The sequence below is a fragment of the Sorangium sp. So ce296 genome, assembly GCF_051529605.1.
GTDB lineage: Bacteria > Myxococcota_A > Polyangia > Polyangiales > Polyangiaceae > Sorangium > Sorangium cellulosum_D.
Genome location: NZ_CP150325.1, coordinates 7985094 through 8009577 on the forward strand (window position 1 = coordinate 7985094; position 24484 = coordinate 8009577).

The 24484-nt window shown below is 71.7% G+C and carries 19 protein-coding genes; 5 read left to right on the forward strand and 14 right to left on the reverse strand.

Annotated features, from left to right (window positions below; genetic code table 11):
* Positions 1 to 94: 94 nt before the first annotated feature.
* A complete protein-coding gene (locus WME98_RS29560) occupies positions 95 to 6115 on the reverse strand; it encodes an AAA family ATPase (protein ID WP_437945074.1) in 6021 nt (2006 codons plus the stop codon).
* A 245-nt stretch (positions 6116 to 6360) separates the two neighbouring features.
* Positions 6361 to 7824: a glucose/sorbosone family PQQ-dependent dehydrogenase gene (locus WME98_RS29565; protein ID WP_437945075.1), complete on the reverse strand. Its 1464-nt coding sequence runs from the start codon at positions 7822 to 7824 to the stop codon at positions 6361 to 6363.
* A 988-nt stretch (positions 7825 to 8812) separates the two neighbouring features.
* On the opposite strand from WME98_RS29565, the gene WME98_RS29570 reads away from it, so the two are divergent.
* Positions 8813 to 9826, forward strand: a complete 1014-nt coding sequence (locus WME98_RS29570) for a hypothetical protein (protein ID WP_437945076.1) — start codon at positions 8813 to 8815, stop codon at positions 9824 to 9826.
* A gap of 45 nt (positions 9827 to 9871) precedes the next feature.
* Entirely contained in the window at positions 9872 to 10231 is a 360-nt protein-coding gene (locus tag WME98_RS29575; protein ID WP_437945077.1) for a hypothetical protein, read from the forward strand.
* Between the two features lie 779 nt (positions 10232 to 11010).
* Here the strand turns inward: WME98_RS29575 and WME98_RS29580 are convergent.
* Positions 11011 to 11778 carry a DUF4339 domain-containing protein gene (locus WME98_RS29580; RefSeq protein WP_437945078.1) on the reverse strand — a complete coding sequence of 256 codons (768 nt, stop codon included), beginning with the start codon at positions 11776 to 11778 and terminating at the stop codon, positions 11011 to 11013.
* Positions 11779 to 12100: 322 nt separating this feature from the next.
* Here WME98_RS29580 and WME98_RS29585 point away from each other — a divergent pair, with 322 nt between their 5' ends.
* Positions 12101 to 12886 carry a hypothetical protein gene (locus WME98_RS29585; RefSeq protein ID WP_437945079.1) on the forward strand — a complete coding sequence of 262 codons (786 nt, stop codon included), beginning with the start codon at positions 12101 to 12103 and terminating at the stop codon, positions 12884 to 12886.
* Positions 12887 to 12917: 31 nt separating this feature from the next.
* On the opposite strand, the gene WME98_RS29590 is transcribed toward WME98_RS29585, so the two are convergent.
* The 10 genes from WME98_RS29590 to WME98_RS29635 all read right to left on the reverse strand — a co-directional run bounded on the left by WME98_RS29590 (position 12918) and on the right by WME98_RS29635 (position 22766).
* Entirely contained in the window at positions 12918 to 14084 is a 1167-nt protein-coding gene (locus WME98_RS29590) for a CheR family methyltransferase (protein ID WP_437945080.1), read from the reverse strand.
* Entirely contained in the window at positions 14074 to 15021 is a 948-nt protein-coding gene (locus tag WME98_RS29595) for a chemotaxis protein CheB (RefSeq protein WP_437945081.1), read from the reverse strand. Before WME98_RS29595 ends, WME98_RS29590 begins: the two co-directional genes overlap by 11 nt.
* The gene (locus WME98_RS29600) at positions 15018 to 17183 is read right to left on the reverse strand and encodes a response regulator (RefSeq protein WP_437945082.1); all 2166 of its coding nucleotides are present in this window, start codon (positions 17181 to 17183) and stop codon (positions 15018 to 15020) included. The genes WME98_RS29595 and WME98_RS29600 overlap by 4 nt, the downstream gene beginning before the upstream one ends.
* Entirely contained in the window at positions 17167 to 18705 is a 1539-nt protein-coding gene (locus tag WME98_RS29605; RefSeq protein WP_437945083.1) for a methyl-accepting chemotaxis protein, read from the reverse strand. The genes WME98_RS29600 and WME98_RS29605 overlap by 17 nt, the downstream gene beginning before the upstream one ends.
* A 186-nt stretch (positions 18706 to 18891) precedes the next feature.
* Positions 18892 to 19473, reverse strand: coding sequence for a YfiR family protein (locus WME98_RS29610; RefSeq protein ID WP_437945084.1), 582 nt, complete (start codon positions 19471 to 19473; stop codon positions 18892 to 18894).
* Between the two features lie 54 nt (positions 19474 to 19527).
* Positions 19528 to 19935: a hypothetical protein gene (locus WME98_RS29615; RefSeq protein WP_437945085.1), complete on the reverse strand. Its 408-nt coding sequence runs from the start codon at positions 19933 to 19935 to the stop codon at positions 19528 to 19530.
* Between the two features lies 1 nt (position 19936).
* Positions 19937 to 20428 carry a response regulator gene (locus tag WME98_RS29620; RefSeq protein ID WP_437945086.1) on the reverse strand — a complete coding sequence of 164 codons (492 nt, stop codon included), beginning with the start codon at positions 20426 to 20428 and terminating at the stop codon, positions 19937 to 19939.
* Positions 20425 to 20934 carry a chemotaxis protein CheW gene (locus tag WME98_RS29625; RefSeq protein WP_437945087.1) on the reverse strand — a complete coding sequence of 170 codons (510 nt, stop codon included), beginning with the start codon at positions 20932 to 20934 and terminating at the stop codon, positions 20425 to 20427. The genes WME98_RS29620 and WME98_RS29625 overlap by 4 nt, the downstream gene beginning before the upstream one ends.
* A gap of 371 nt (positions 20935 to 21305) precedes the next feature.
* Entirely contained in the window at positions 21306 to 21755 is a 450-nt protein-coding gene (locus tag WME98_RS29630; protein ID WP_437945088.1) for an ecotin family protein, read from the reverse strand.
* Positions 21756 to 22235: 480 nt separating this feature from the next.
* Positions 22236 to 22766, reverse strand: coding sequence for a YkgB family protein (locus WME98_RS29635; protein WP_437945089.1), 531 nt, complete (start codon positions 22764 to 22766; stop codon positions 22236 to 22238).
* 126 nt (positions 22767 to 22892) lie between these two features.
* Here WME98_RS29635 and WME98_RS29640 point away from each other — a divergent pair, with 126 nt between their 5' ends.
* Complete coding sequence (locus WME98_RS29640) at positions 22893 to 23534, forward strand: sigma-70 family RNA polymerase sigma factor (RefSeq protein WP_437945090.1); 642 nt, start codon at positions 22893 to 22895, stop codon at positions 23532 to 23534.
* On the forward strand, positions 23531 to 23764 hold the full coding sequence (locus WME98_RS29645) for a hypothetical protein (protein WP_437945091.1): 234 nt from the start codon (positions 23531 to 23533) through the stop codon (positions 23762 to 23764). The genes WME98_RS29640 and WME98_RS29645 overlap by 4 nt, the downstream gene beginning before the upstream one ends.
* Positions 23765 to 23946: 182 nt before the next feature.
* Here the strand turns inward: WME98_RS29645 and WME98_RS29650 are convergent, their stop codons facing one another.
* On the reverse strand, positions 23947 to 24216 hold the full coding sequence (locus tag WME98_RS29650; protein ID WP_437945092.1) for a hypothetical protein: 270 nt from the start codon (positions 24214 to 24216) through the stop codon (positions 23947 to 23949).
* Between the last annotated feature and the right edge of the window lie 268 nt (positions 24217 to 24484).

The following is a 24484-nucleotide window of genomic DNA, read 5'->3' on the forward strand; positions in this document are numbered from 1 at the left end:
GGCACAGAGGACACAGAGATGAAGAAAAAATCCTGAGCTCTCTCTCCTCTTCCTCTGTGTCCTCTGTGCCTCGGTGGTTCATTGTCTCGGGGTCTCAACCCGTTCGGCGTTCCAGTCCAGGCTCGGCGAAGCGTTCGTCCGCCTCTGTGGGGCTCAGCGGGAGCTCCACGATGAACGTCGCGCCGGCGCCCGGCTGGCTCTCCACGCGGATGGATCCGCCATGCGCGCTCACGATGCAGCGCGCGATATACAGCCCGAGGCCGAGGCCGCCGAAGTTGCAGACCGACACCGCGCGCTCGAAGCGCTCGAAGATCCTGGCCTGATCCGCCTCCGCGATCCCGATCCCGTGATCTCGGACCGCCAGCATGGCGCGGCCTTCCCGCTGGCGCATGCTGACGTGAATGGGGCCGCCGGAGCCGTATTTCATCGCGTTCGACAGGAGGTTGAGCACGACCTGCTCCACGCGAGACGGGTCCCAGCGCCCGATCACGGGCTCGTCCAGATCGAGCTCGGTCCGGCAGCCTGCGTCGGCGAGCTGCTGGCTCAGCCGCTCGATCACGTCGCGGATCAGCTCCGCGAGACCGACGGGCGCCCGCGCGAGCGTCAGCCGCCCGGCGTTCAGCGTCGTGACGTCGAGCAGCTCGTTCACGAGGTGTCCGAGCCGCGCGAGCTGACGATGGAAGACGCGGAGCGCCCCCTCGATCCGCTCCGGGGTGAGCTCCGCGCGCTGGTGGCGACGCAAGAGCAGCTCGACGCGCTGCGTCTGCAGCTGCAGCGAGGTCAGCGGCGTCTTGAGCTCGTGGGAGGCGACGACGAGGAACTCATCCCTCCGCGCGATGGCCTCCTGGGCGTCGGCGAACAGACGGACGTTGTCGAGCGCGAGCGCCGCGCGGTACCCGAGCTCCTCGGCCAGCCGCAGGTCGGCGGGGCCGTAGCGGCGCCGGGGCGTGGTCGAGAGGAGGGTCATGACCCCGAAGCACCGGTCGCGCGCGACCAGCGGGACCCGGAGGAACGCGTGGAGCTCGAGCTGCTGGAGCAGGGGCGCGGCGCGGAGGTCGCCCACCTCGGGCCGGTCGAGCGACGCCGCTGCCAGGGGCCGCAGCGCGTCCACGACCGCGTCGGCCAGCTCGGCGGGCACCCCTGCGGTCACCGTGTGTCCCAGGCCGCCGCGGGCGAGGTCGACCTCGATGACGCACTGGTCAGCCAGCTCGGGCACCGCGAGCTGCGCCACGCTCTCGAGGGTCGCGCTGTAGCCGAGGGCCATCAGCCTGCGGCTCGCCTCGGCCAGGAAGCGCTCGGCCCGCTCGGCGCGCTTGCGCTCCGTGATGTCGGTGGAGATGCCGCAGAGCGCGGAGGGCGTCGGCCCCTCGCCGAGAGGGAACTTGACCGACAGGAAGGTGTGCAGCCCGTCCTCCAGCGGCACCTCCTCCTCCCACTCCATCGGCACGCCCGCGGCGAGCACCCGCCGGTCGTGGTCTTCGATGGCCGCGGCGAGCGGAGCGGCGAACACATCGGCGATCGTCTTGCCGACGATCTGCTCGGACGGCAGGCGCAAGGTGCTGCTCACGTGCCGGTTGGCGAGCAGATGCCGGCCTCGGTGATCCTTGACGTAGATGGACGCCGGTGAGTTGTCGATGATGGCCTGGAGGATCTGCTGGTTGGTCTTCAGCGCCTGTTCCGCCCGCCGTCGCTCGGCGTTCTCCTGCTCCAGCTCGGCATAGAGCAGGGCGTTCTCCAGCGAGATCGCCGACTGCGAGGCGAGCAGCTCGACGACGCTGAGCCGCCCGGGGGTGAAGGCGCCGGTGACGAGGTTGTTCTCGAGGTAGAGCAGGCCGAGCAGCCGGTCCTGGCGCACGATCGGGAGGCACAGCAGCGATCTCGGGCGCCTGCGCCTGAAATACTCGTCCTCCATGTACGGGTGCCGGGCGGCGGCGTCGTCGAGCAGCACGCGCTCGTGGCTGCGGCGAACATAGTTGAGGACCGACTGCGGCAGCGCGGCCGAAGACGCCTCGTCCGCGCCGAGCAGCCGCACCGCGCCGCTCGGCGCCTCGATCGCCGCGGTCCACGCGTGTTCACCCCGGACCAGGAGCACGCATCCCACCTCGGCGCCCGCGTGCTCGACCACGATGCGCAGCAGCATCTCGAGCAGGCGCGGGAGCTTGAGCTCGCCGGAGATGCGCTGCGAGGCCTTGACCACGGACAGGACGTCGAACTGCTCGGCCCGCACGGCGAAGGTGACGGTGGGCGCGATCGGCTTGCGGTCGACGAGATGGGGATAGCGCTGGTCGAGCTGCTCCACCTTGGCGTGGGCGCCCCAGCGAGAGAAGCCAGCGCGGGCCTTTTGCAGGTAGGCGCCTTCGGGTGTGGACAGGCCGCGCGCGCGGTAGAACCCCGCGGCGAGCTCGCAGGCGATGGCCTCGTGCTGGACGAAGCCGCCCTCCCGCGCCGACGCGATGGCCTGCTCGTAGAGCCGGGCGGCCTCCGGGTCGTGCCCTCGGAGCCGGGCGATCTCGGCGCGGACCAGCGCGTGCTTGTGGAGGAAATTGTCGGGGCAGCTCCTGGCCCACTCGCCGAGCTGCCGCTCGCAGTCGAGGAGCTGCGCGGGGAGCGCCCCGAGCGGGGATGCTCGCGCCTCGTCGCACAGGGCCGCGAGCGAGAGCGCGAGGTAATAGAAGTTCTCGGCGATGAGGGCGTGCGGCTCGGTCCTGAGGGGGTGCTCGACCATCATGCGGGTCGCCACCGCGGACGCCTCCCTGGGAGAGCCGAGCACGAAGAGCGCCTGCGCCTTCAAGCAGTAATAGACAGAGCGAATGGTCCGCAGCACCCCCTCCAGCTGCGCCTCGAAGGCCGGCGGATCCAGATCGGACCCGTCCAGCATCGAGAAGCGGACCGGCCTCCCGCGCAGCGTCTGGATCGTGGCGTGGGCGATGAGGAGGGTGCCGTGTGCGAACGCGTCACCGGCCCTGCGCACGAAGCCGAGGCGCTCGTCGGTCTCGTGAAGCACGTCCTCCAGCGGCTCGCCAGAGAGCAGCGGGAACAGCGCGGCCCAGCCGCAGTTGATGCACGCCATGTTCAGATCCCCGGACTCGACCGCGGCGCTGAAGCCGGCGCGCGCGTACGGATGCGTCTCTCGGTAGTGGCGTGTCCAGAAGGCGACATGGTATGCGAAGATGGTGAACACCACCGATTTCGTGGTGAGGGAACTGCTCCTGCCCGCCAAGTCGTAGGCGAGCTTGCCGAACCGATCGGCCTCCTGGTATCGCCCGAACTTCGGGCCGAGCACCCTCGCGAAGCCGGTGTACGCGCGAGCGGAGTGCCCGGCGTTGCCGTGGCGCAAGCTGAGCTGGACCATGCGCAGGACGATGAGAACGTGAAGGTCCGCGTCCACGTAGACCGCAGGGAGGGACACCCCCTGCAGCACGCCCATCGTGATCTCGATCTCCGGGTCCGTCATGGGGGGCAGATCGATCAGGTCCTCGATCGCCCGATCGCCCAGGGCCTGCCAGACGCTCTCGGTCTTCTCGTCAATCTGTGCGCCTGAGGGGTGGAGCGGCAGATCGATGTCGTAGGTGCGGAGCCATGAGAGCCCGATCTCCACCGCGCGTGCATATTGCGCGCGGGTGACATTCTGCGCGACGACGAGCTCGACGACGGCGGCCATCTCGCTCCGGGTCCTCGCGCGGCCCATGAGCTCTTGCAGGAGCCGCTCGGCCTCGTCAAAGCCGCCGGTGATGTACACGACGTGCGCGCGCTCGAAGGCCAGGTCGAAGGTCAGCTCGTGCTGCGTCTCCCACGAGGCCGGCGCGAGCAGCGAGAGGCCCGCGGCGAAGAGCTCGGCGGCGAACTGGAACGCCGCGGCGGCCTTGGCCTTCCTGCCGGCGCGGAGGTTCAGCGCGGCGAGATCGTCCCGCTCCGCCTGGCAACGCAGGAGCGCAGCGCCGCGGTTGAGATGGCCGACAACGTCGAAGAGCGCCTCGTCGCGCTCCTCCGCGCGCGGAGCCCCGAGGAGCAGCCGCCCGATCCCCAGGTGCATCTCGGCGAGCTGTCCCGACGGAATAAGCGAGTAAGCGGCTTGCTGCACCCGGTCATGGAGGAAGCGATAGCCAGAGCCCCGGCGGAGCAGCAGCCCCTCTCGCACGGCCTCCTCGAGCGCGTCGCGGAGCTCCGCCGCCGGGCGGTCCGCGACGATGGCGAGGGTGTCGAGGTCGAGGCTGCTGCCGAGGCACGCGGCGAGCGTGAGCGCTTCCCGCGTCGGGACCGAGAGCCGCTTCAGCTTGCCCGCCATCAGGTCGACGACATTGTCGGTGAACCCCTTGTCGCGGATCGCGGCGATGTCCCAGCGCCACCTGCCCGCCTCCGCGTCCAAGGTGATGAGCCCCTCCTCGTGCAGCGCGATCAGGAACTGCAGCACGAAGAACGGGTTGCCGCCGGTCTTCTCGTAGACCAGCCGCGAGAGCGGCTCGGCCTGCCCTTCGGGCGCGTGGACCGTCTCGGTGACGAGCGCCCCGACGTGGGCGGCGGAGAGCGGCGCGAGGACGAGCTCGGAGACGGCGGCGCCGCGCCGCCGCGCCCCGGCCAGCGTGAGCCGAAGCGGGTGCGCGGGGCCGATCTCGTTGTCGCGGTACGCGCCGATCAGCAGGAGGTGCTCGGATCCGGCGTAGGTGGCGAGCTGCTCGAGCAGCTGGAGGCTGGCCGCATCGGCCCACTGCAGATCGTCGAGGAAGAGCGCCACGGGGTGCTCCTTCCGGGCAGTCGCCGCGACGAAGCGCTGGAGCGTCGCGAGCAGCCGGCTCTGGGCCTCGGTGGACGGGAGCTCGGGCACGGGCGGCTGTGGGCCGAGGAGCAGCTCCAGGCCGGGGAGCACGTCGGCGAGCAGCCTCCCGTCGGGGCCGAGGGCATCCCGGAAACGCTGTCTCCAGCGCTCGACCTGCTCCTCGCTCGCGCAGAGGATCTCCTGCAAGAGCGCCCGGAACGCCTGAAGGAAAGCGCGGTAGGGGACGTCCCTCGTGGTTTGATCGAACTTGCCGCAGAGGAAGAACCCCCGCTCCCTCACGATCGGCCGGTGCAGCTCGGTGACGAGCGACGACTTGCCGATGCCCGAATAGCCCGACACGAGCACGAGCTCTGGCCGGTCCTGCGTCACCACCCGCTCGAACACGGCGAGCAACGCCTCCACCTCGCGCTCGCGCCCGTACAGCCGCTGCGGGACCTGGAACCGGTCCGAGAGGTCGCGCTGCCCGAGCGGGAAGGGCTGGACGGCGCCGCTCGCCCGCCACCGGGCGAAGCACTCGTCCAGGTCGTGCCGCAGTCCGAGCGCGCTCTGGTAGCGCTCCTCGGGGGCCTTGGAGAGCAGCTTGAGCACGACCGCGGACAGGGGCGGGGGAATCGAGGGGACGATCGCGTGCGCCGCCGGCGGCTTCTTCGCGATGTGGCAATAGACCCACGCGACGGGATCGCCGGCCCGGAACGGCAAGGTGCCAGTCAGCATCTCGTGGAAGGTGACGCCAAGGGAGTAAAGATCGGTCCGCTCGTCGATCCAGCGGTTCATCCGGCCTGTCTGCTCGGGCGCCATGTAGGCCAGCGTCCCCTCGATGAGCCCGTGGTGGACGACGTCCTGGGGCTCCCGGGGCGAGAGGCAGGCGATCCCGAGGTCGGTGATCTTCACCTGCCCGGTCTCGGCGTTGTAGAGCAGGTTCTGGGGCTTGATGTCCTTGTGGATGACGTGGTGCCGGTGCAGCTCGGCGAGCGCGTCGGAGAGGCGCAGGGCGAGGGGGAAGAAGCGTTCGAGCGGCATCGGCTCTCCGAGGAGCCGTTCGAGCGAGCGGCCGCCGAAATCCTCCAGGATCAGCGCCGCCTGGCCGCCGGCCGATCCGAGCGCGTAGACCTTGGCGATGGCCGGCGTGCTCAGCGCCGCGGCGACCTCGCGCTCGTGGCGCAGCCGCCCGAGGGCGCGAGCGTCGGCGTGGTCGCGTCGCAGGACCTTGAGCACCACGGGGAGGCCGTCGTCCTCGCGCACGGCCCGGTAAAGAAGGGTGTCTGAACCCTCGTGGAGGACCGCGATGATGGCATAACGGGACGACGCCCCGTGATCGGTGCAGACGGGAATCGTGTTCACGGGAGCGGTGCGACGGGGAATGTGCGACGCATGCTGCCATGGTCGGCGCGCATCGCCATCGCTTTGAGCGGGGCGATCGTCGAGGGGCCGCTCCGCGGGAACCCTGGAGCTCGAGCGCCTGGCGTGAGCCGCGGCCGCGCAGGGGAGGGGCCAGGCGCGGGCCGAGCGGGATCTCCGAGCGCGGGACCGGGCGCGGTCGCGGGCCTACGCCGCACCGGCGCAGGGCCCGCGACTCCGGCGCTGGCTCAGGGCGAGCCGGTGTACTTGAACTCGAGGAGCGCCCCCGGGTTCTCCAGGGCCGTCGTGGCGCCGCCGTTCGGCCCGCCCGTGTTTCCAGCGGTGTCCGTGATGACGTAGAGCGTCCGGCGGTCCGGGCTCCACGCGAGATCGCGGTAGCGGTTCGTGGTGTCGAAGTGGACGACGGGCTCGCCGACAACGGACTTCCCGTTCGGGCTCAGCTTCACCCGGTAGAGCGCGCCCTTCTTCAGGCTGGTCATCAGGAGCGAGTTCCCCCACCCGGGGATGCCGTGCCACCCGGTGGGGTAGTAGTGGAGCGACGAGGGCGCGATCGTGGGCCAGCACATGTACTGGAGGAACCCGCACGCCGGATCGAAGAACTGGTAGTCGTCCTCGACGGTGAAGAAGGTGAGGAGCGGCTCCTTGAAGTCCGGATGGCTGAAGGCGCTCTCCTCTTGCTGCGGGACCGAGGGCGGGGCCTCGTAGTCGTTCCACGCGAGCTCCTCGCACGGCGTCGGGCTCGAGGCCGACCAGTTGTCGTAGGTGTAGGCCTGGTTGTCCTGATAACCCGCGACGTGAGGCCAGCCGTAGTTCTTGCCGGGCTTGATGATGTTCAGCTCGTCGTCGGTCTTCGGCCCATGCTCGTTCGCATACAGCTTGCCGCCGCGACCGAACGTGAGGCCCTGCGGGTTGCGGTGGCCGTACGAGTAGACATGGCTCCGGACGCCGTCGATCCGCGGGTTGTCGTGCGGGATCGAGCCGTCGAGGTTCAAGCGCAGGACCTTGCCGACGTACGTCGACCAGTCCTTCGCCGCGACCTGGGCCTTCGTGGGCAGAGCCTGCGCGCGGATCGGGATGCACTTCCTGCCGAACTGGTTGTTCCCCTGATCGCCGATCGTGTAATAGAGCTTCTGATCAGGGCCGAACAGGAGCCGCGCGGAGTTGTGATCGTCGCTCCCTGGCAGGCCCGTGATCACGTCGAAGGGGCTCCCCAGCGTCATGGTCGCCGGGTTATACGTGTAGCGTCGGATCTTCGTCCTGCGGTCCACCTCCGTGCCGGGATCGGCGTCATAGGTGTACGAGACGTACACGTAGTCTCTCCCCTTGCCCTTCAGCAAATCCGGGTGCAGGGCCAGGGCCAGGAGGCCGTCCTGACCCCCCGCCTGGTACACCTCCGAGATGGTGATCGCCGTGGTCCGCACGCCGTCCTCCGGCCTCACGCGGACGACGCGCTTTCCGGTGCGCTCGGTCAACCACAGGTGGTCGTCCGGCCCCCAGACGAGCCGCATCGGATACTCGAAACCCCGGGTGATCTCGCGCGACGTGAAGGACGTGTCGTCGGCGGCGCCGGTCTGGTCATGGTCATGGTCGAAATCATGGGCGAAGAGGGCAGCGGCGTCGGCTTCGACCGGCTCGTCCAGGGGATCCGCCTGGACGCACCCGATGACGGCCAACGAAGCCGTGGCGAGCAAACCAACTTGAGCCAGGAAAACAGCTGGGCCGCGTGAGATAACAAGCGACATAGAACTACCTCACTGTTTCGTTTCAAGTGACGTTGCCGACCAAATGCCACCGCTCCAGGCGCGGTGGACGCGCTGGACAAAGCTCCGGCATCTACCGGGGACCGCATGGCTTCCGGTAAGTTGGACCCCCGATTAGGGTAAGGTCTTTACTATAGCAAGCGCAGAGGTCGTCCGCACTGTCAAGGTTGATTTACGACGCCGGCACAGTAACAGCGCGTGGCCGAGACGACGAGTCCAGTGGCACGGAGGTTGCTGCTCTGGGCAGCGCGTCACGCGATGGCGACGCGGAGCGCGACGCGGAGGCGACCCTCGGAGCGAGCCGTCGCTGGCGGCGAGCGCACGATAGCGATGCTCGCACGCGAAGAGATGAATCGACGAGGCGCCGTGAGGACCTCTCCGACGCCGAGGCGCCACGGCAGAAATCTCAATCGTTTCGATGGGGGCCCCGACCGGAACGAGAGCGAGCGCCTGCGCGCGATCCTGCCCGAGGTACGTCACGAGTGCTGCAACGCGCGACGCGTGCACCCGATCTGGGACGGAGCCCCGTCCCACGTCGCACGGGAGACCCCATGGCCTCGCGGGCGAAGCGCCGCGCCTCGAACGCGCGGGCGCGGCGCCCATAAAAAAGATTGACGCCCGTTCCTGCGACACCTCCACTTCGTCATCGAGATGTCACAGAGAACGCCTGGGAATTGTAAAATTCTCCCCTTGGTGCGGAGGCCGCGCCGGCGTGGAGGCCAAGGGCGTGAGCCCGCTCGTCGATCTGGTCGTCTCGTCGCAGGTCGAGCGACCGGTGGAGAGCGCGGGGCTCACCTCCTGCAACGACAGCGTAAAGTGCCCCGACGGCCAGCCTGCCAGCCCGATCTCACCTGCCAGTGAACCTCGCCGATCGCGGCGCGACCGACAGTCCAGCTTACCAAGACAAGGAAACGAGACCATGAAACGCGCTTACCCCCTCTCCTTGCTCCCCCTCACCCTGGCGCTGCTCTCTCCCGCGCTCGGCTGCTCCGGCTCGGACACCGGGTCCTCGAGCGACGGAGCGACCGGCGCGTCGTCGAGCTCCGGCGGCTCCGCGACCACCGGCGGCGGCGGCACCACCGCGACCACCGGCGGCGGCAGCACCACCGCGACCACCGGCGGCGGCACCACCACCGCGTCCACCGGCGGCGGCACCACCACCGCGTCCACCGGCGGCGGCACCACCACCGCGTCCACCGGCGGCGGTACGACCGAAAAGTTCAGCTTCTTCGTAACCAGCCTCGCCGCCATGCGGGAGCTGTCGGGCTCCCAGGACGGCTTCGGGGGCGATCTCCGCTTCGGGGAGACCGGCCCGGGCGCCGGTCTCCGCGGCGCGGACAAGATCTGCGCGACGATCGCCGAGAAGAGCCTGCCGGGCGCGGGGAGCAAGACGTGGCGCGCGTTCCTGAGCGCCGCGGCAGGCGAGGACGGCAAGCAGGTCGACGCGATCGATCGGATCGGCGAGGGGCCTTGGTACGACCGCCTCGGCCGGCTGGTCGCCAACAACAAGGAAGAGCTCTTGAACGAGCGCCCCTCCGGGGCCGACGAGGCGGTCGCCGACGATCTGCCGAACGAGGACGGCGTCCCCAACCACCAGCCCGAGCCGAGCCAGCCCGAGGTGGACAACCACGACACGTTGACCGGGAGCAACGCGGAGGGGCGGCTCTATGGCCCGACGGCCACGTGCAGCGATTGGACGAGCGCCGTAGCGGACAGGAACTCGAAACCGCGTCTCGGGCACTCGTGGCCGAGGAACTTCGGCGGCGGCGGCCCGGGCGGCATCAACATGGCCCACTGGATGTCGGCCCACGAAGCGCCCGGGTGCACCCCGGGCGTCAACCTCGTGGACGCGGGGGGACCGCAGCAGGGCTCGACCAGCGTCGGCGCCGGCGGCGGTTACGGCGGGATCTACTGCTTTGCGCTGACGCCCTGACGCCCTGACGCCCGCGCGCCCGCGCGCCCCCCTCGATCAGCTCACGTGTCTCAGAAGGGGCATTCGACGTCCGAGGTCCAGACGGCAGACGACTGGCCGCAAGACTGCTTCGGCGGGAGCACGTTCGAGATCGCCGCAGGCGAGAGCGCGACGTTCTCCTGGAGCGGCCTGCTGTACGAGACCCAGCAGATGCCGATCGCCTGCGCGGCGCAGCCGGACAATCCGTTCGCCGACGACTGCCCGCGCGCGGTCGCCGTGCAGCCCGGAGCGTTCAAGATCGCTTTCGAGCTCTTCGGCGCGGCCACGTGTGAAGACGAGGGTCTATGCTCCCTCGGCGAGCCGTTCACCGTCGAGCAGCGGTTCACGTACCCGGACGACACGGCGGTCGAGCTCTCCGTCGACTGACGTCGCGACGTCGGCGCTCCACGACCTGCGGGGCGAGCGCCGCGCTGTAACGGAGAGTCTTCGCTTGCGCCACCGATCTGTCACGAGCGCGGAGGCAAGCTGTTCCCCAGGAACATGCGGATCGATCCACCAGCCACGCTGGGACGACACACCGTGACCCTGTACCTCGGGCCCGCGGAGGACCAGGGCCCCGAGGCCAACGAGTCGCTTGGCGAGGCCATCTGGTTCGACCGCCGGGATCCACGATCCATTCGCCGCGCTCAGGAGATCCTCCAGGACCGGCTGCGACTCTCGGTCGCGCCGACGCTGTGCGACGAGCCTTCGCCTGGCCTCGGGGCAGCGTTGGGCAGGCTCCTCGCGGCCCTCGTCAGCGCGCTCGAGCGCTGGCATCGGCGCGACGCTGATGAGAAAAACAGGTTGAGCTCGAGCCGCGAAGGACGGGATCAAGCCGCAAGACATCGCCATCCTGTCAGGGCGTGTCGGCAAACGCGCGTAACCGCAGGCGGACAGCTGCCGACGTGACGCTGGACAGGTGCTGTTCGCCTCGTTTCTCGTGGAGCCTCTCTCTTCATTCTCTTGGCGCCCTTGGCGCCCTGGTGGCTCTCTCGTTCGAGGCGTTCTGGTGAGAAGACGATAAACCGCCAAGACGCCAAGGACGCCAAGGAGAGAATCGCTCGATTCTCCCGGCGTCCTTCGCGCCTCGACGGTCTTCTTCTCTGGGGGGCCGTGTCGGGAGGGCTGAGCGCCGCTCGTTTCAGACGCGCAGGAGCGCCGCGCGCTTACTTGGCGGGCGCCGGCTCCGCGGGCGCGCGGAGCGGCTCGATCGAGCGCGGGGTCCCGAACCCGGGGCCGCCGAGCGCGGTCTCGATCTTCTGATACACGCCCTCCCGCCCCGCGGAGCGCGCCGCGTCGAGGAGGACGTCATTGCGGTAGAGCGTCATCGTCAGCCCCGTCACGACCGACAGCGCGAGCATCAGGCGCTGCGCACGGCCCGTGTCGCGCGCACGCGCGCGCGGCGGCGCCTCGACCGCCTCGGCCGGCTGGATCATGAGCAGCGGGGCGCGCAGATCCGGCATCCCGGGCGGCGGCGTCGGCCGGGACGCCGCGAGGATCGCCGCCGGGGGCGCCTGCACCTCGGTCCGCGTCACCAGATGCGGCGAGCTGTCCAGCTCCCCGATCGGCATCGTGGGTGAGGTCGGAAACATGATGGACGACAGGCTCGACACCACCGGCGTCGGATGATCGGAATCCATGTTCCGCGACGGAGGACTGGGCGGCGGCGGCGGGACCCGCCGCGCCGTGCTCGCCGGAGCCGGGGCCCGCGCCGACTCGGCCGGCGGGTCCGAGTCGAGCCCCGCCACCACGCCGAGCGGCTGCCAGGTGGCCATCCCGGGCTTCCATATCTTCGTGGACTCGTCGATGACGTCGAGCCGGAACAGATCGTCGAGCTTCTCCAACGTGAGCACCTTGATGTCGTCGGGCGCGATCGCGACGTGCCAGAGGCTCTCGCGATCATCGGTCGCCGGAGCGGGCGGCGCCGGGCGCATGGTCGAAGCAGGCGGCGCCGGGCGCATGGTCGAAGCAGGCGGCGCCGGGCGCATGGTCGAAGCAGGCGGCGCAGAGCGGGTAGTTGAAGCGGGCGGCGCCGGACGCCTGGCCGGAAGGGGCGGCGGTTTCATACAAAGTCCTCCCTTGCGCGCGTGAGGATGCCACGGTCCGAGCGCACCTGTACACACCGACATGCGGCGCGGCGCGCTTTCGAGACGGTACGGATTTTTTCAGCGAATTGAGGCGCGACCCGTGGCGCTGGCGGGATCCTCGCCATGTAGGTATTCTCGCGGCCGATGGGGGCGGAGCATGGAGGCATTCATGAGCACAGCGGATGAGGTCGGGGCCAGCAACAGCGCTGGATCGTCCGGCTTCCGGCGCTGGGTCCGGCTCGTGCCGGCGCTCCTCCTCGTCGCGAGCGCGACGTTCGTGGCGGCCTACTACGTTCCGCTCCGCCGCGCTCACCTGCTCCTGATCGAGGAGCAGCGAAGGTCGAACCAGCGGGGCAAAGACCTCGAACAGACGCTGAGCCAGGTGCGCGGAGAGCTCCAGCAGAAGACGGCGCAGGTCGAGAAGCTCGAAGCGGAGCGACGGCAGACCGAGGACGCCAAGAAATCGGGCCTCGCGCGGGTCGAGCAGCTCAAGACCGAGCTCGCAGGGAAGCTCGACAAGCAGATCAAGAAGGGGACCGCGGCCGTCGCCGTCGCGGACGGTCAGGCGCTCGTCGCGCTCCCGGAGACGGCGGTGTTCCTCCCCCACAAGCTCGACGTGAGCCCGCAGGGCCGCGTCCTCTTGTGCCATGTCGCGGGCGCCGTCGCGGCCATCGGCCAGGCGCCGATCCGCGTGGGCGCGGTCAGCGGCCCTCCGGACCTCGAGTCGCCCGCACTGCAGAGCGGCTATCCGACGCCGTGGGCGCTCTCCGCGGCCCGCGCGGCGAGCGTCGCGCAGACCCTCCAGGACGCGTGCTCGCTGCCAGGAGCCCGGCTGTCCGCGGTCGGGCACGCCGAACACGACCCCGCCGGCGCCGCGCTCGGAGAGAGCAAGCTGCCCGCGGGGCGGGTCGAGATCTCCATCGCGCTGCCGGGCGAGCCGGGCGACGCGAAGTGACCGGCGCGCGGCGGCGCGCCGCGCCCGCGGCTCAGCGCGGGTCCCGCAGCGCCTCCGCGCGTCGCGCCGCCGCGCGCCGCAGCGCGCCCGCGTCGACGTGGCGCGCGCCGGCGGCCGAGCAGCGGAGCACCCGCTGGAACGCCGCCCGCGCCTGCGCCCGCTCGCCCCGCGCCAGCAGCGCCTCCCCGAGCAGGAACCACCCCTCGAGGTGCTCCGGATCGGCGTTGAGCAGCGCCGCCAGCACCTGCTCCGCCTCGTCGGCGCGCCCGGCGCCCAGCAGCCGGGCCGCCGCCTCCGCGCCGGGCTCCCGCGCCGCCGCGCCCGCGCCCGCGGACGCCGGCCCGTCGTCGGCCTGCGCGCCGGGCGCCCGCGAGCTCGCCGGCTCGACCCCGCTCGACGGCTCCACCCGGCTCGCCGGCGCCACCCCGTCGCCGCCCTCCGGCCGCTGCAGCCAGCCCGGCGCCGGGCCCCGCCGGAGCTCCGGCGGCAGCGGCAAGATGCCCTCCGCCGGCGACAGGACGACGTGGCCGCCAGGGACGAGCTCCGCGGCGAGCCGCCCGAGCAGGCGCGGCACCTGGTCCCGCTCGAAATAGATGAGGACGTTGCGGCAGAGGATGACGTCGAACGGCCCCGCCCCGAGCGCCGGCTGCGCGTCCGTCAGCGACGCCACCTCGAAGCGCACGCGCCGCCGCAGCGCCTCCGGCACCCCCTCGGCCCACGGCGCCGGCAAGGGCGCGCCCACCGAGCGCCGCTGCGGCAACAGGCCGCTCCGCGCCACCGCGATCGCGACCGGGTTGACGTCGGTGCCCAGCACCGCCGCGTCCACCCCCGCCGCCTCCGCGCACGCGGCGGCGCTGTACGCCTCCTCGCCCGTCGAGCAGCCCGCGCACCAGAGGCGCAGCGGGCCCGGCCGCCGCGGCGCGAGGTCGGCCAGCACGCGCCCGAGGCGCTCGAACTGCTCCGGGTGCCGGTAAGCCGCCGTGTGCCCGATCGTCGCGGCGTCGAGCAGCATCGCCAGCGAGGCCGCCTCCCCGGCCTGGCCCGCGCGCTCGACGTACTCCGCCTCGCCCAGCCCGGCCCGCTGCGCGCGCTCCCGCACGTGCAGGTAGAGCGTCTCGGGCCACCGCGACGGCGCGTGGCCGAGCCGCGGCGACAGGACCCGCGCGAGGGCGCGCTCCAGCGGGCGATCATCCTTCACCGAGCACCCACCTCCGCGCGAGCTCGACGAAATCCGCGACGCGGATCGGCCTCACCCGCGGCGACGAGAGCAGCGCCGCGCGCGGCATGGCCGGCGCGCTGCACTCCGAGGGATGCTGCGCGAAGCCGAGGCCCCCGCCGTCCACGAGCGCCGGCAGCGCGCGGGCGCCGTCGCTCCCGAGGCCCGACAGCACAAGCGCGGCGACCCGCCGGGCGAGCGGCGCCGCCGACGCGAACAGGACCTCCGCCGACGGCCGGTGCCCGCCCACGGGCCCGTCGCCCGTCAGCTGGATCCGCCCGCGCCCGTCGAGGGCCATGTGCGACCCCGACGGCGCGAGCAGGAACTCCGGCGAGAGCGCGTCGCCGGCCCGCGCCGGCCGCGCCCGCGCGCCCAGCGCGCGGAGCGCCCGCGCGAGGTCGCGCTCCCGCCGATCCGGCAGGTGCTGCACGACCAGCACCGGCACCTCGAGGGGCCCGAGCCCCCGCGCCAGCGCCTCCAGCGCGGGGATCGCCCCGGTCGAGCCCGCGACGAGGATCACGCGCCCGCCCCGCGCCGCGACCGGCCGCCGGGCCGCGCGGAGCACCGCGGCGCGCAGCCGCGCCCGGGCCGGGGCGCCGGCGAGGTCGCGCTTCTCGAGGCCGTCGACGGCGCCCTGCGCCAGCGCCTCGCGGACCGCGGCCGAGCCGCGCGGGAGCGAGCTGACCACGATCACCCCGGCGCGGGCGGCGACGGCCCGGATCACGGACAGCCCGTCGAGCTCGGGCATGAGCAGGTCGACGAGCACCACGTCGGCGATCGCGACCGCCGGCAACGCCAGGAGCTCCGCCCCGGTCCGCGCCCGGCCCACCACGCGGATCCCCGCGTCCTCCTCGAGGATCGCCTCGAGCAGGGCCGCGGCGATGTCCGAGTCGTCGGCGATCACGACCCGCGTCGTCACGCGCCACCGAGGCTTTCCGCGACGATCCGGCGCAGCTCCTCCTCGACGAACCGCTGCTTCGACAGCACGGCCCGCACGCCGAGCTCGCGCAGCGCGGCGACGTTCTCGGCGTGGGTCGCGGCGGTCTGCGTCGTCAGCACCACGACCGGCACCCGGGCGAGCGCGGGCGTGCGCCGGAGCTCCGCCACCATCTCGAGGCCGTTCATGTAGGGCATCTCGAGGTCGGTCAGCACCACGTCCGGCGGCGCCGCCCGCGCCCGCGCGAGCCCCTCCCGGCCGTCGCTCGCCTCCTCCACGCGCAGGCCGATCGCCCGCAGGATCCCGGAGAGCAGCTCCCGCGCGACCGGGGCGTCTTCTACGACCAGCGCGAGCGGCTCGCGCTTCGGCGCGGCGGCCGCGGCGCGCACCGGCGCCTCCCGGGGCGCCTGCCGCGCCCACGCGAACACCCGCTCGACGTCGAGGAGCAGCATCGCCTCGCCGTCCGCCGTCGGCGCCACGCCGCGCACGAGCGGCGAGCTCCACGGCAGCTCCTCCGACCGGACGAGGGCGACGAGCCGCGGGTTCTCGTAGCCGTCCACGCTCACCGCGAACAGGCCCGCGGCGTGGTGCAGCACGAGCGCCGCGTCCCCCGGCGCGGGCTGGCCCCCGTCGCCGAGCACCGCCCCGAGCGCGTAGAGCGGCACGAGCTCGACGCCCGGGCCGCCGGCCAGGCGCACGCGCGGCCCGTCCGAGGTGTGCAGCAGCTCCTCCAGCAGCATCACCGAGTGCACGGCGTGCGTCGGCACCGCGCACCGGAACCGGCCGCAGGTGACGGGGACCACCTCCTCGCCGTGGGGGCTCTTCGGCACGACGAGCAGGATCGTCGTCCCGAGGCCGGGCCTGGAGTCGACCCGGACCTGCCCGCCCAGCGCGCCGACCTCCCGCGCCACGACGTCGAGCCCGACGCCCCGCCCCGAGATCGCGCCGACGCTGCGGGTCGTGGTGAGCCCGTGCGCGAACAGGTACGGGATGAGCTCGGCGTCGTCGAGGGACGCGACGTCCGGCACCGCCTCGGCGAGCACCTCGCGCAGGCGCGCGAAATCGACCCCGCCGCCGTCGTCCTTCACCTCGACCCGCACGGCGGCGTCGGTCTGGACCACGGTCACCGCCACCGCCCCGCGGGCGGGCTTGCCGCGGCGGGCGCGGACGTCCGCCGGCTCGATGCCGTGGTCGACGGCGTTGCGCACGAGGTGCAGCAGCGCCGGCTCGAGGCGGCGCTCCACGGCCGCGTCGAGGAGCCCCGTCCCCTCGACGCGCACCTCGACGTCCTTGCCGAGCATGCGCGCCGCGCTCCGGGCGGCGAGCGACACCTGGTTCAGGAGGCGCTCGGTGCGCACCACCGACGCCCTGCGGACCACCTCGTCGAGCTCGCCGAGCGCGCGCCCGGCCGCGAACTCGTTGCTCGACCAGTCGGCCCGCACGGCGCCGAGGAGGCGCTCGATCTCCGCGCCGTAGCCGAGCGTCTTCGTGATGCGCTCCGCGACCCGGTCCGCGGCGGCCCCCCGGGGGTCGATCTCGACGAGCAACGCGCGGAGCATGCGCTGCGCCTCGCGGAGCCGCCGCTGGAGGACCTCCCGCTCGCCGTGCAGCCGCTGCATCTCGTGCAGGAGCGCCCCGACCGCCGCGGCGTCGAGGGCCGCGGGCGGGGCGGCCGGGTCCGGCGCGGCCGCGGGGTCGAACCGCGGCGGCAGGGCGCTCTCGGTCGCGGGGGCGCGCGGCGGCGCGGCCTCCCCGGCGGGGGCGCCCGCGCCCGTGAGCTCCGCGTGCGCCGCGCGGAGGGTCTCCTGCACGGGGCCGAGGTCGAGCGGGGCCGCCTCGCCGGCGCTCGCCGACAGGAGCCCGAGCGCCTCCAGCGCGCCGAGGAGGCTGTCGCCGGTGAGCTGCGTGGGGCGCGCGCCGCCCCGCACCGCGTCGATGACGGTCTCGGTCAGCTCGGCGAGGTCGCCGCACGCGGCGAGCTCCAGCATGTGCGCCTCGCCCTTCAGCGTGTGCAGGAGGCGGCGCAGGACCGGGAGGTTGCCGGCCTGGCCCTGCTCGAAGCCGAGCCAGAGGTCGGTCGCCTGGGCCACGCGGTCCGGCATGGCCCGGTGGAACGCGGCGACGAGGTCAGCCCGGCTCCTCATCCGCGTCCGCCTCGTCGTTGGCCGGCGCCGTCGCCTCGCGCTTCGCCCCGGCCGGCTTCACCCGGAAGGCCCTCGCCGTCGCCTTGAGCGCGTGCGACAGCTGGAGCAGCGACTCGGCCGAGCGCGTCGCGTCCGCGCTGCTCGTCAGCGTGTCGTTCACCGCCCCGACGATGTCGACGATCGCGGTCTTCACCTGCGCCGTCCCCTCGCGCTGGTGGTCCACGGCGTCCGAAATCTTGGCGGCGGCGGCGGCCGTGTCGCGGGCCAGCTTGATGCCGTCCTCGGTCGCGAGCACGGACGCGTGGGAGGCCGCGTGCATGTCCGCGACCAGCTTGCGGATGTCGCGCACCGAGTCCATGACGTGCTCGGACAGCCGGCGCATCTCGGCGGCCACGAGCGAGAACCCGCGCCCCACCTCGCCGGCCTTGGTGCCCTCGAGCGCGGCGTTCAGGGCGAGCAGGTCCGACTTGTCGGCGATGCTCTGGATCAGCGACAGGATCTCGCCGATGCGGTCCGAGTGGGAGCTGACGAGGCGCGTCTGCTCCGCGGTGCGCTGGACGCTGACGAGGCTCCGCTGGGCCATCTCGTGCACGGTGGCCGCGTCCTTGGCGATGTGATCGGCGCTGGCGGTCAGGGCCTCCACGGTCCGGCGGATCTCCTCGAGCGCCGCGTTCTGCTGGTTGGCGGTAGTCTCCTGCTCGCGCACCGACGAGAACATCCCGGCCGCGGCCGACGCGACCTCCGACGAGGTGTTGCCGATGCGCGTGGCGAGCCCCTGGAGGCTCGCGACCATGGCCCGGAAGGCGGCGAAGAGCTCCCCGTCGCCGGTGATCTTGCAGGTGAAATCGCCGCCCGCGACCCGCTTCGCCGTCTCCTGGAGCTCGCGCAGCTGGGTGTTCATCCGCTCGAAGGCGCTGGCCATGTCCCCGAGCTCGTCGCCCGAGATCCGGAGCGACAGCCGCGCCGACACGTCGCCGCGGGCGATGCGGTCGGCCGCCTCCTTGATGTGGGCCATCGAGCGGGTCATGCGCGCCGAGATGATCCACGCGAGGCCGAGGCCGAGCAGCATGATCCCCGCCGACTGGAGGGCGATGGTCCTGCGCGCGTCGGCCCGGCGGTGGGCGATCCGGTCGCTGCGCAGCCCCACGGCGAGCGTCCCGAGCTGGCGGTCGCCGTTCCGCGACCGGATCGGCGCCTCGCTGACGACGACGCCCCCGTCGCCCTCGCCCTGCACGTCCGCCGCGCTCCCGGGCACCTGCACCGCGCCGATCGCGGCGATGCGCGCGCCCTTTTCGTCGTAGACGGACACCCAGCTGACCAGGGGATCGGTCATGGCGGTCCGCAGGGTGTCCGGGAAGGTCTCTGGGGGCTGCTCGAGGTCCATGGCGACGCCGATGGGCTCCTTCAGCATCGTGGCGAGGATCCCGGCGCGCTCGCGCAGCTCGGCCTCGCTGGCCCGCGCCGTGCGGTCGGGGATCAGCCACAGATCGAGCGCCGACAGCACGATGGCGACTGACGCCACGAGGGCGGCGATCTTCCAGCGGATGGAGCGAAAGTTGAGCATGGCGGCGGAGGAGGAGGATCGATGAGGGTCGCTGATCGATGGCGGACGCTGGAGCGGAGATCGTGAGTCGCGAGCCGTGAACCGTGAATCCTGAGAGGGGCGACGCGCCGTGTCGGCCGGCCGGCGGCCGGCGTCGCGAGGGCCCTAGTCGACGATGCGGGCGAGCCGGAGGAACTGCGGATCGAAGCGGAGGCCGATGGCGTTGGCGTGCTTCACGTTCAGGAGGAGCTCGGGCTTGGTGCCGGCGAGCGTCACGGCCACGGCGCAGCCGCGCTTGGTGTCGTCGCCGTCGCCGCACACGACGATGCGGACCACGGCGCCCTCGCGCGGCGGGATGTCCGGGATGGCCGCGGCGAGCCCGCGCGCCACGTAGACCACCTCGGCGCCGCCGGCGCGCAGCGCCTCCTGCAGCTGGGCCTTTCCGGTGTACGTCACGCGCAGGACGGTCGCCTGCCGGCTGGCCACGGTCGTCTTCGCGGCCAGCTTCGAGAGCACGGCGGCCATCGCGTTCGCGTCGTCCGCGCTCTCGCCCGACTCCCCCCCGACGACGGCGAGCACGGCCGCGCCCTTCCGGCTCGCGAACCCGCTCTCGTAGCCGATCGAGCGCAGGAGGATGGCGCCCCTCAGCTCGTACGGGACGGAAGCGGCCGAGCGGCCCTCGGCGCTCGCGGTGGTGATGAGCAGGAGGGCCGTCAGCATTCGAATCGAGGAGCTCGGAAACGCCATGTGTCTCTGATCAGCCTTGAACGACCTCGAACGGGATCTTCGATGCGCGCCGCATCAGGCGCCGATGTCGGGGAGGCGGCGGGCGTCGAGCACCCAGTGCAGGGCGCCGTCGATCTCGGCGAGCCCGACGACGTGGGGCAGCGCCAGGATGTCGGCGAGGAGCTCCGGCAGCGGCCACACGCGCTCCCGGTCGACCTCCACGAGCCGGGGGCGCGCGCAGGCGATCGCTCGGGGGGCGCCGCCGGTCGACAGGCGCACGGTCCGCGTGGCCGGCTCGGGGGCCGCGTCCGCCGCGCGGCCCGGGGCGGGGTCGCCCCAGAGGCAGGCGCCCGGCTCTGGCGCGGGGTCGCCCCAGAGGCAGGCGCCGGGCTCTGGCGCGGGGTCGCCCTCGGCGAGGAGCACCTGCTGTGCTGGCACCGCGCATCGCACCCCGGCGTGCAGCATGGCGACCACGGCCCCCACGTCACCGCTCCTTGCCGGCGAGCCGCCGGACGAGGGCCGGCAGGCGATCGAGGTTGCGCTTCGAGAGGACCGCGTCCGCCTGGACCTCCATCTGCAGCTGCTCGAGCTCGCGCTCGGAGTGCCCGGACATCAGGATGACGCTGAGGTGCCCGAGCCGCTGGTTCTTCCGGAACAGGGTGAGCAGCCGGTCACCGCGGATGGTGGGCATGAAGACGTCGACGACGACGATCCGCGCCTGATGCCGGACGATGGCCTGGGTCGCCCCGATGGGGGAGGGGAGCGCGACCACCTGAAAGCCGGCCGCGCGCAGCAAGCGGGAGACCTCCTCCCGGGCGATCTCGCTGTCATCGATGACGAGCACCGGCGGGCTCGGCGGCGCGCTCGACGGCGATCTCGGCGGCGGAGGCGCGCTCGCGGGCGTCCCCGCTTCATCGACCGGATCGGCCGGTGGTCTGGGCCTCGTCGTGGGAGTCCGGGAGCTCGGATCGCTCATCGACCCAACCAGGCGGCCGGATCGCCGCGCGGCGCGACGGACGGCTGCGGCGCGCCCTCGGAAGCGTCGAGCAGGTGGATCACGTCGAGGAAGGTTACTACTCCCTCGCTGGTGTCGACCACAGCTTTCGGCGCGAGCTCTCCGAACACTTTTACCGCGGCAACACACCGCGTCTTGCCGGCGGGCAAACCCAGGTAACCCCGCTGCGTGCGGCAGACGACGATGCGGAGCGGCGCGGCCGCCGGCGCGGCGAGCGGGGCCGACACGATCACGATGATCCTGCCGCGGTCCTGGAGGATGCCCATCACCCGCGGATCGGCGCGCGGCAGCGGCAGGGGCGTGCGCCACGCGATCACCTCTTCGACCTGCTGCGCCCTCAGGGCGAAGGTCACCGGGCCGAGCTCGAAGAGCAGGAGGTCGACAGCGGCCCTCTCGCGCGGCCCCTTGTCCGGGGCGTCGTCGCGCAGGTCGAGCAGCGCGTGAACGTGCGTGAGCGCGTCGGACAAGGTGTCCTCGGTGTACCACAACGGCTGAGGCCGGGGAGCTGGTTTTGCGCTCGCCCTCGTGGATTCATGCGGTATCGGGCGTCTTCTGACTCACCAGGCCAGCCGCGCTTGACTCACCAGGCCAGCCGCGCTGTCCTGCGGCGCCCTCTCCCTCCCATGCGGCGCTCGGGGGTGGCGCGCTGCGCTGGGCCCGGGCGGCGCGCTGGCTGAGCGCGCGCGCAGTGACGCCCGCGCGCGAGCCTGACCCCAGTGCAGCTGGACGCCTGGCGGCGTCCGTGAGCGGCTTCGGCCGAGGCGCCGACATGGTGGTCCAGGCGGCTCGGCTCGGCGTGCGCGATGCTCCACGACCGGATCCCGTCATGGAAGCGGCTTCAGCTCCTCGTCTGGAACCCGCCAGGCGTGGTGAACGTCCGGAATGCCGCGTCGAGGCCATCCGGAACGTAGATCACGAGCGGAAGCTTGGAGTTGTAACGGATCATTTCTCTCGCGCCGAATACGGGTTCGGTCTTTGTCGGCGTGTTCCCGCAGCCGATGAGCGTGCTCATGATCTCGCCGTCGCTGTTCACCTCCCAGTAGGGGTAACCCCAGCCTTCGATCGTGCCTTCCTTGATTGTGCCGCTGACCCACTTGTGATTGCAGTCTGAATTTTCCAGCAGCTTGGAGAACGAGATCTCCACGCGTGCGCGGTCTTCGTGCTCGAGCTGAGGGAGATCGATGACGATGCGACGTTTGCCGTTCATGGTCTGCGGGTAAGGCTTCAGATTCTCCACGTCGTACGCGGAGGCGGGCGTGGCGAGCAATGTGGCGGTCAGCAGCAGCATGAGACGTTTCATTGGGAGTCTCCTTTCTGTTTGATGCGCAACGTGTGTCGTCGTCGGTCAGGCGCGCGGCGAGCGCGAGCGGCTCGTGGATCCCTGCCGGCGCCCGACGCCGTGATGAGCTTGCTTCTCGACGTGGTGGCGTGAACGCGGCGGCTGGCGCCGCCGCGGGGGGCTTGCAGGGTCCATTCCATGCGGCGCCTGGTGCGGTGACCTGAAGCAGGCGCGACTCAGCGCCGGAGAGCGTCTGGGGGAGGGACGCGCGCCAAGTCGGGCGGCCTGGCTGGATCGAGCCATCGCCTGCCTACGGCGGCCGGGCTCGACGAGCGGACTCATGGTTCAGGGGCTTGCGCAAGGCCGACGGACTCGACCTGCGCGGCCGAGCGAAGACTTCGGCCTCGCGGAACGCAGCCTGGGTTCGTTCGTGGTGATCGGTCTCGATTCGATCGACGGGCGCTCGTCGCCATGGTCGCTGCTTCGGCCCTACGCCTCGCGACGTGCAGCGCGGAGCGCCTCTCCGAGAGACCAGACCGAGATCGCCAGCAGGGCCACGTCCTTGATCAGGAACTGACCGAGCGCGCCGATCGCGGGGAACCCGCCGATGTCATCGGCCCACACCCCGGGCGTCGTGATCAGGAAGCTCAGCGTGCTCAGGAACGTCAGCACCCCGAGCAGGCTGCCGACCGCCGTGAGCCGAGCGGACCACGGCCGGGACAGGATCGCGAGCCCGATCGCGATCTCCGTGATGCCGAGCAGGTTGGACATGCCCTGGAACCCCAGCACGGGATACGTCCACGCGAACAGCGGGCTGTTCTCGATGAACGGGCGGATCGCCTGCGCCTCGAGCCCGGTGAACTTCATGCCGCCGATCCACAGCAGCGTGAGCGCCAGACCGGCGCGGAGCAGGCGGCCGCCGAGGGCCTCGATCCGGACGCCCCACTCGGCTAGGCTGGGCTCCGTGCGCTTCGTAACGTGGATGTCGGCGAGCTGGGCGGTACGGTCGGCGGTCGACATGGTGGTCTCTCCCTCGTGGATTCGGTCTCTCGGGCCCGCCTCGCCGGCGGCCCCTTCTCGGTCCATGGGACGCCGTGGGGGTGCCGGTTCTTACTTCCGCGGGGAGACTCTTTTCGAGGCGGCCGGATGAGCGAGCGGACGAACGAGGAGTGGCTGCGGCTCCTCCGCGAGCCCGAGGCGCAGGCGAGCGCCGGTGTCGCCGAGCTGCGGCACGTCGTGCGGGGAGGTCTGCGGAGGGCGCTCGCCGGACGCGCCGGGGTGGGGGACGCCGTGATCGACGACCTGACCCAGGACGCCACGCTGAAGGTGCTCGGCGCGCTCGATTCCTTCCGGGGCGCCAGCCGCTTCACCACCTGGGCGATCACGATCGCCATCCGCGTGGCGCTCACCGAGCTGCGGAGGGCCCGGTGGAAGGACGTGTCGCTGGATCAGATGACCGAGAGCGCGGGCGGGCCGATCCCGATCGCGGCCGCTGACGCGAGCGCCCACGTGGCCAGGGAGCGAATGATCGCCGCCCTGTACCAGGTGCTCGATACCGAGCTGACGGATCGGCAGCGCCGGGCGCTCATCGCCGAGCTCAGGGGCATGCCCCAGGCCGCGATCGCCGAGCAGCTCGGGACGACCCGGAATGCGCTGTACAAATTGACCCACGACGCTCGCCTCAAGCTGCGAGAAGGCCTCGCTGCGGCCGGATTCGGCGAGGACGACGTAAGAGAAGCGTTCGATACTCCGTCCCAGGGAGGGATGCCCTCGAGAGGAGCGCCATGAAGCGCCTGTCCCAGGAAGAGATCCGCGATCTGGCCAAGGCCGTCCTCGCGACGAAGCCCGACGAGCTGACGTGCGATGAATGGCTGGAGTACGCGGCGCAGTACGCCGAGCTCGTCGCGGAGGGCGCCCCGGTGCCGGAGGCGCTGCGCGAGGCCGCGCAGCACCTCGACCTGTGCCCCGAGTGCGCCGAGGAGCTGCGCGCCTGCCTCCTCGCGCTGGCGGCGCGCTGAGGGGCGAGCGCCACCGACGCGCTGGGGGTGGCGCTCATCTCATCGTGGAAACCTACCGAGACCCTGCCAAAGGCTGCCCCTCAGCGTCGAGCGAGCCGTCCGTCTTCGAGCAGCACCCAGGGAGCCGAAGCGGAGTACGCCTCGGTCCGGGCCATGGGAGGCTTGGCGCATCCGTGAGTCGCTCATTGGCTCTCCTTCATTCGCGGCTCGAGGGGCGGATCGAGCGCATCGCCATGGACCCCACGCAACACGATCGCGGCGTGCTGGGCTCCGTTCTCGACCGCATCGAGAGGATCGACCCCGTATGTAGTAGACGGGCGCCCATCGATGTCAACAATGACAGCCCAAGGCCACTTTTTCTCCGGAGGGTTTCGCGTCGGCTCGTGGATGCGCACTAGGATTTCGCGCGGGTCGCCTTCTTCTGGGGTTAGCTTGAACGTCAGCTCGATCATTGCTTACACCTCCTGTCGCAGTCTTTGAGGCACCGGCTATATTCGTCGCTGCACTCCTTCAGACAGTTCTTGTCGCCCCTCGGGCAGTTGTCACGACAGAGTCCTAATATCTGATCGCACTTTTCCTTGCCTGCCTCTTTGCAGTCGGACGAGCTCGATCTCGTGCCCCATTCACAAGAGCCACACGACTGCGCTCCGGAGCCGTTTCCGACCCCACTAACCCTCTCGCACTCCTCCTCGGCTTCATCGAGCGACGCATGCTGGCCCT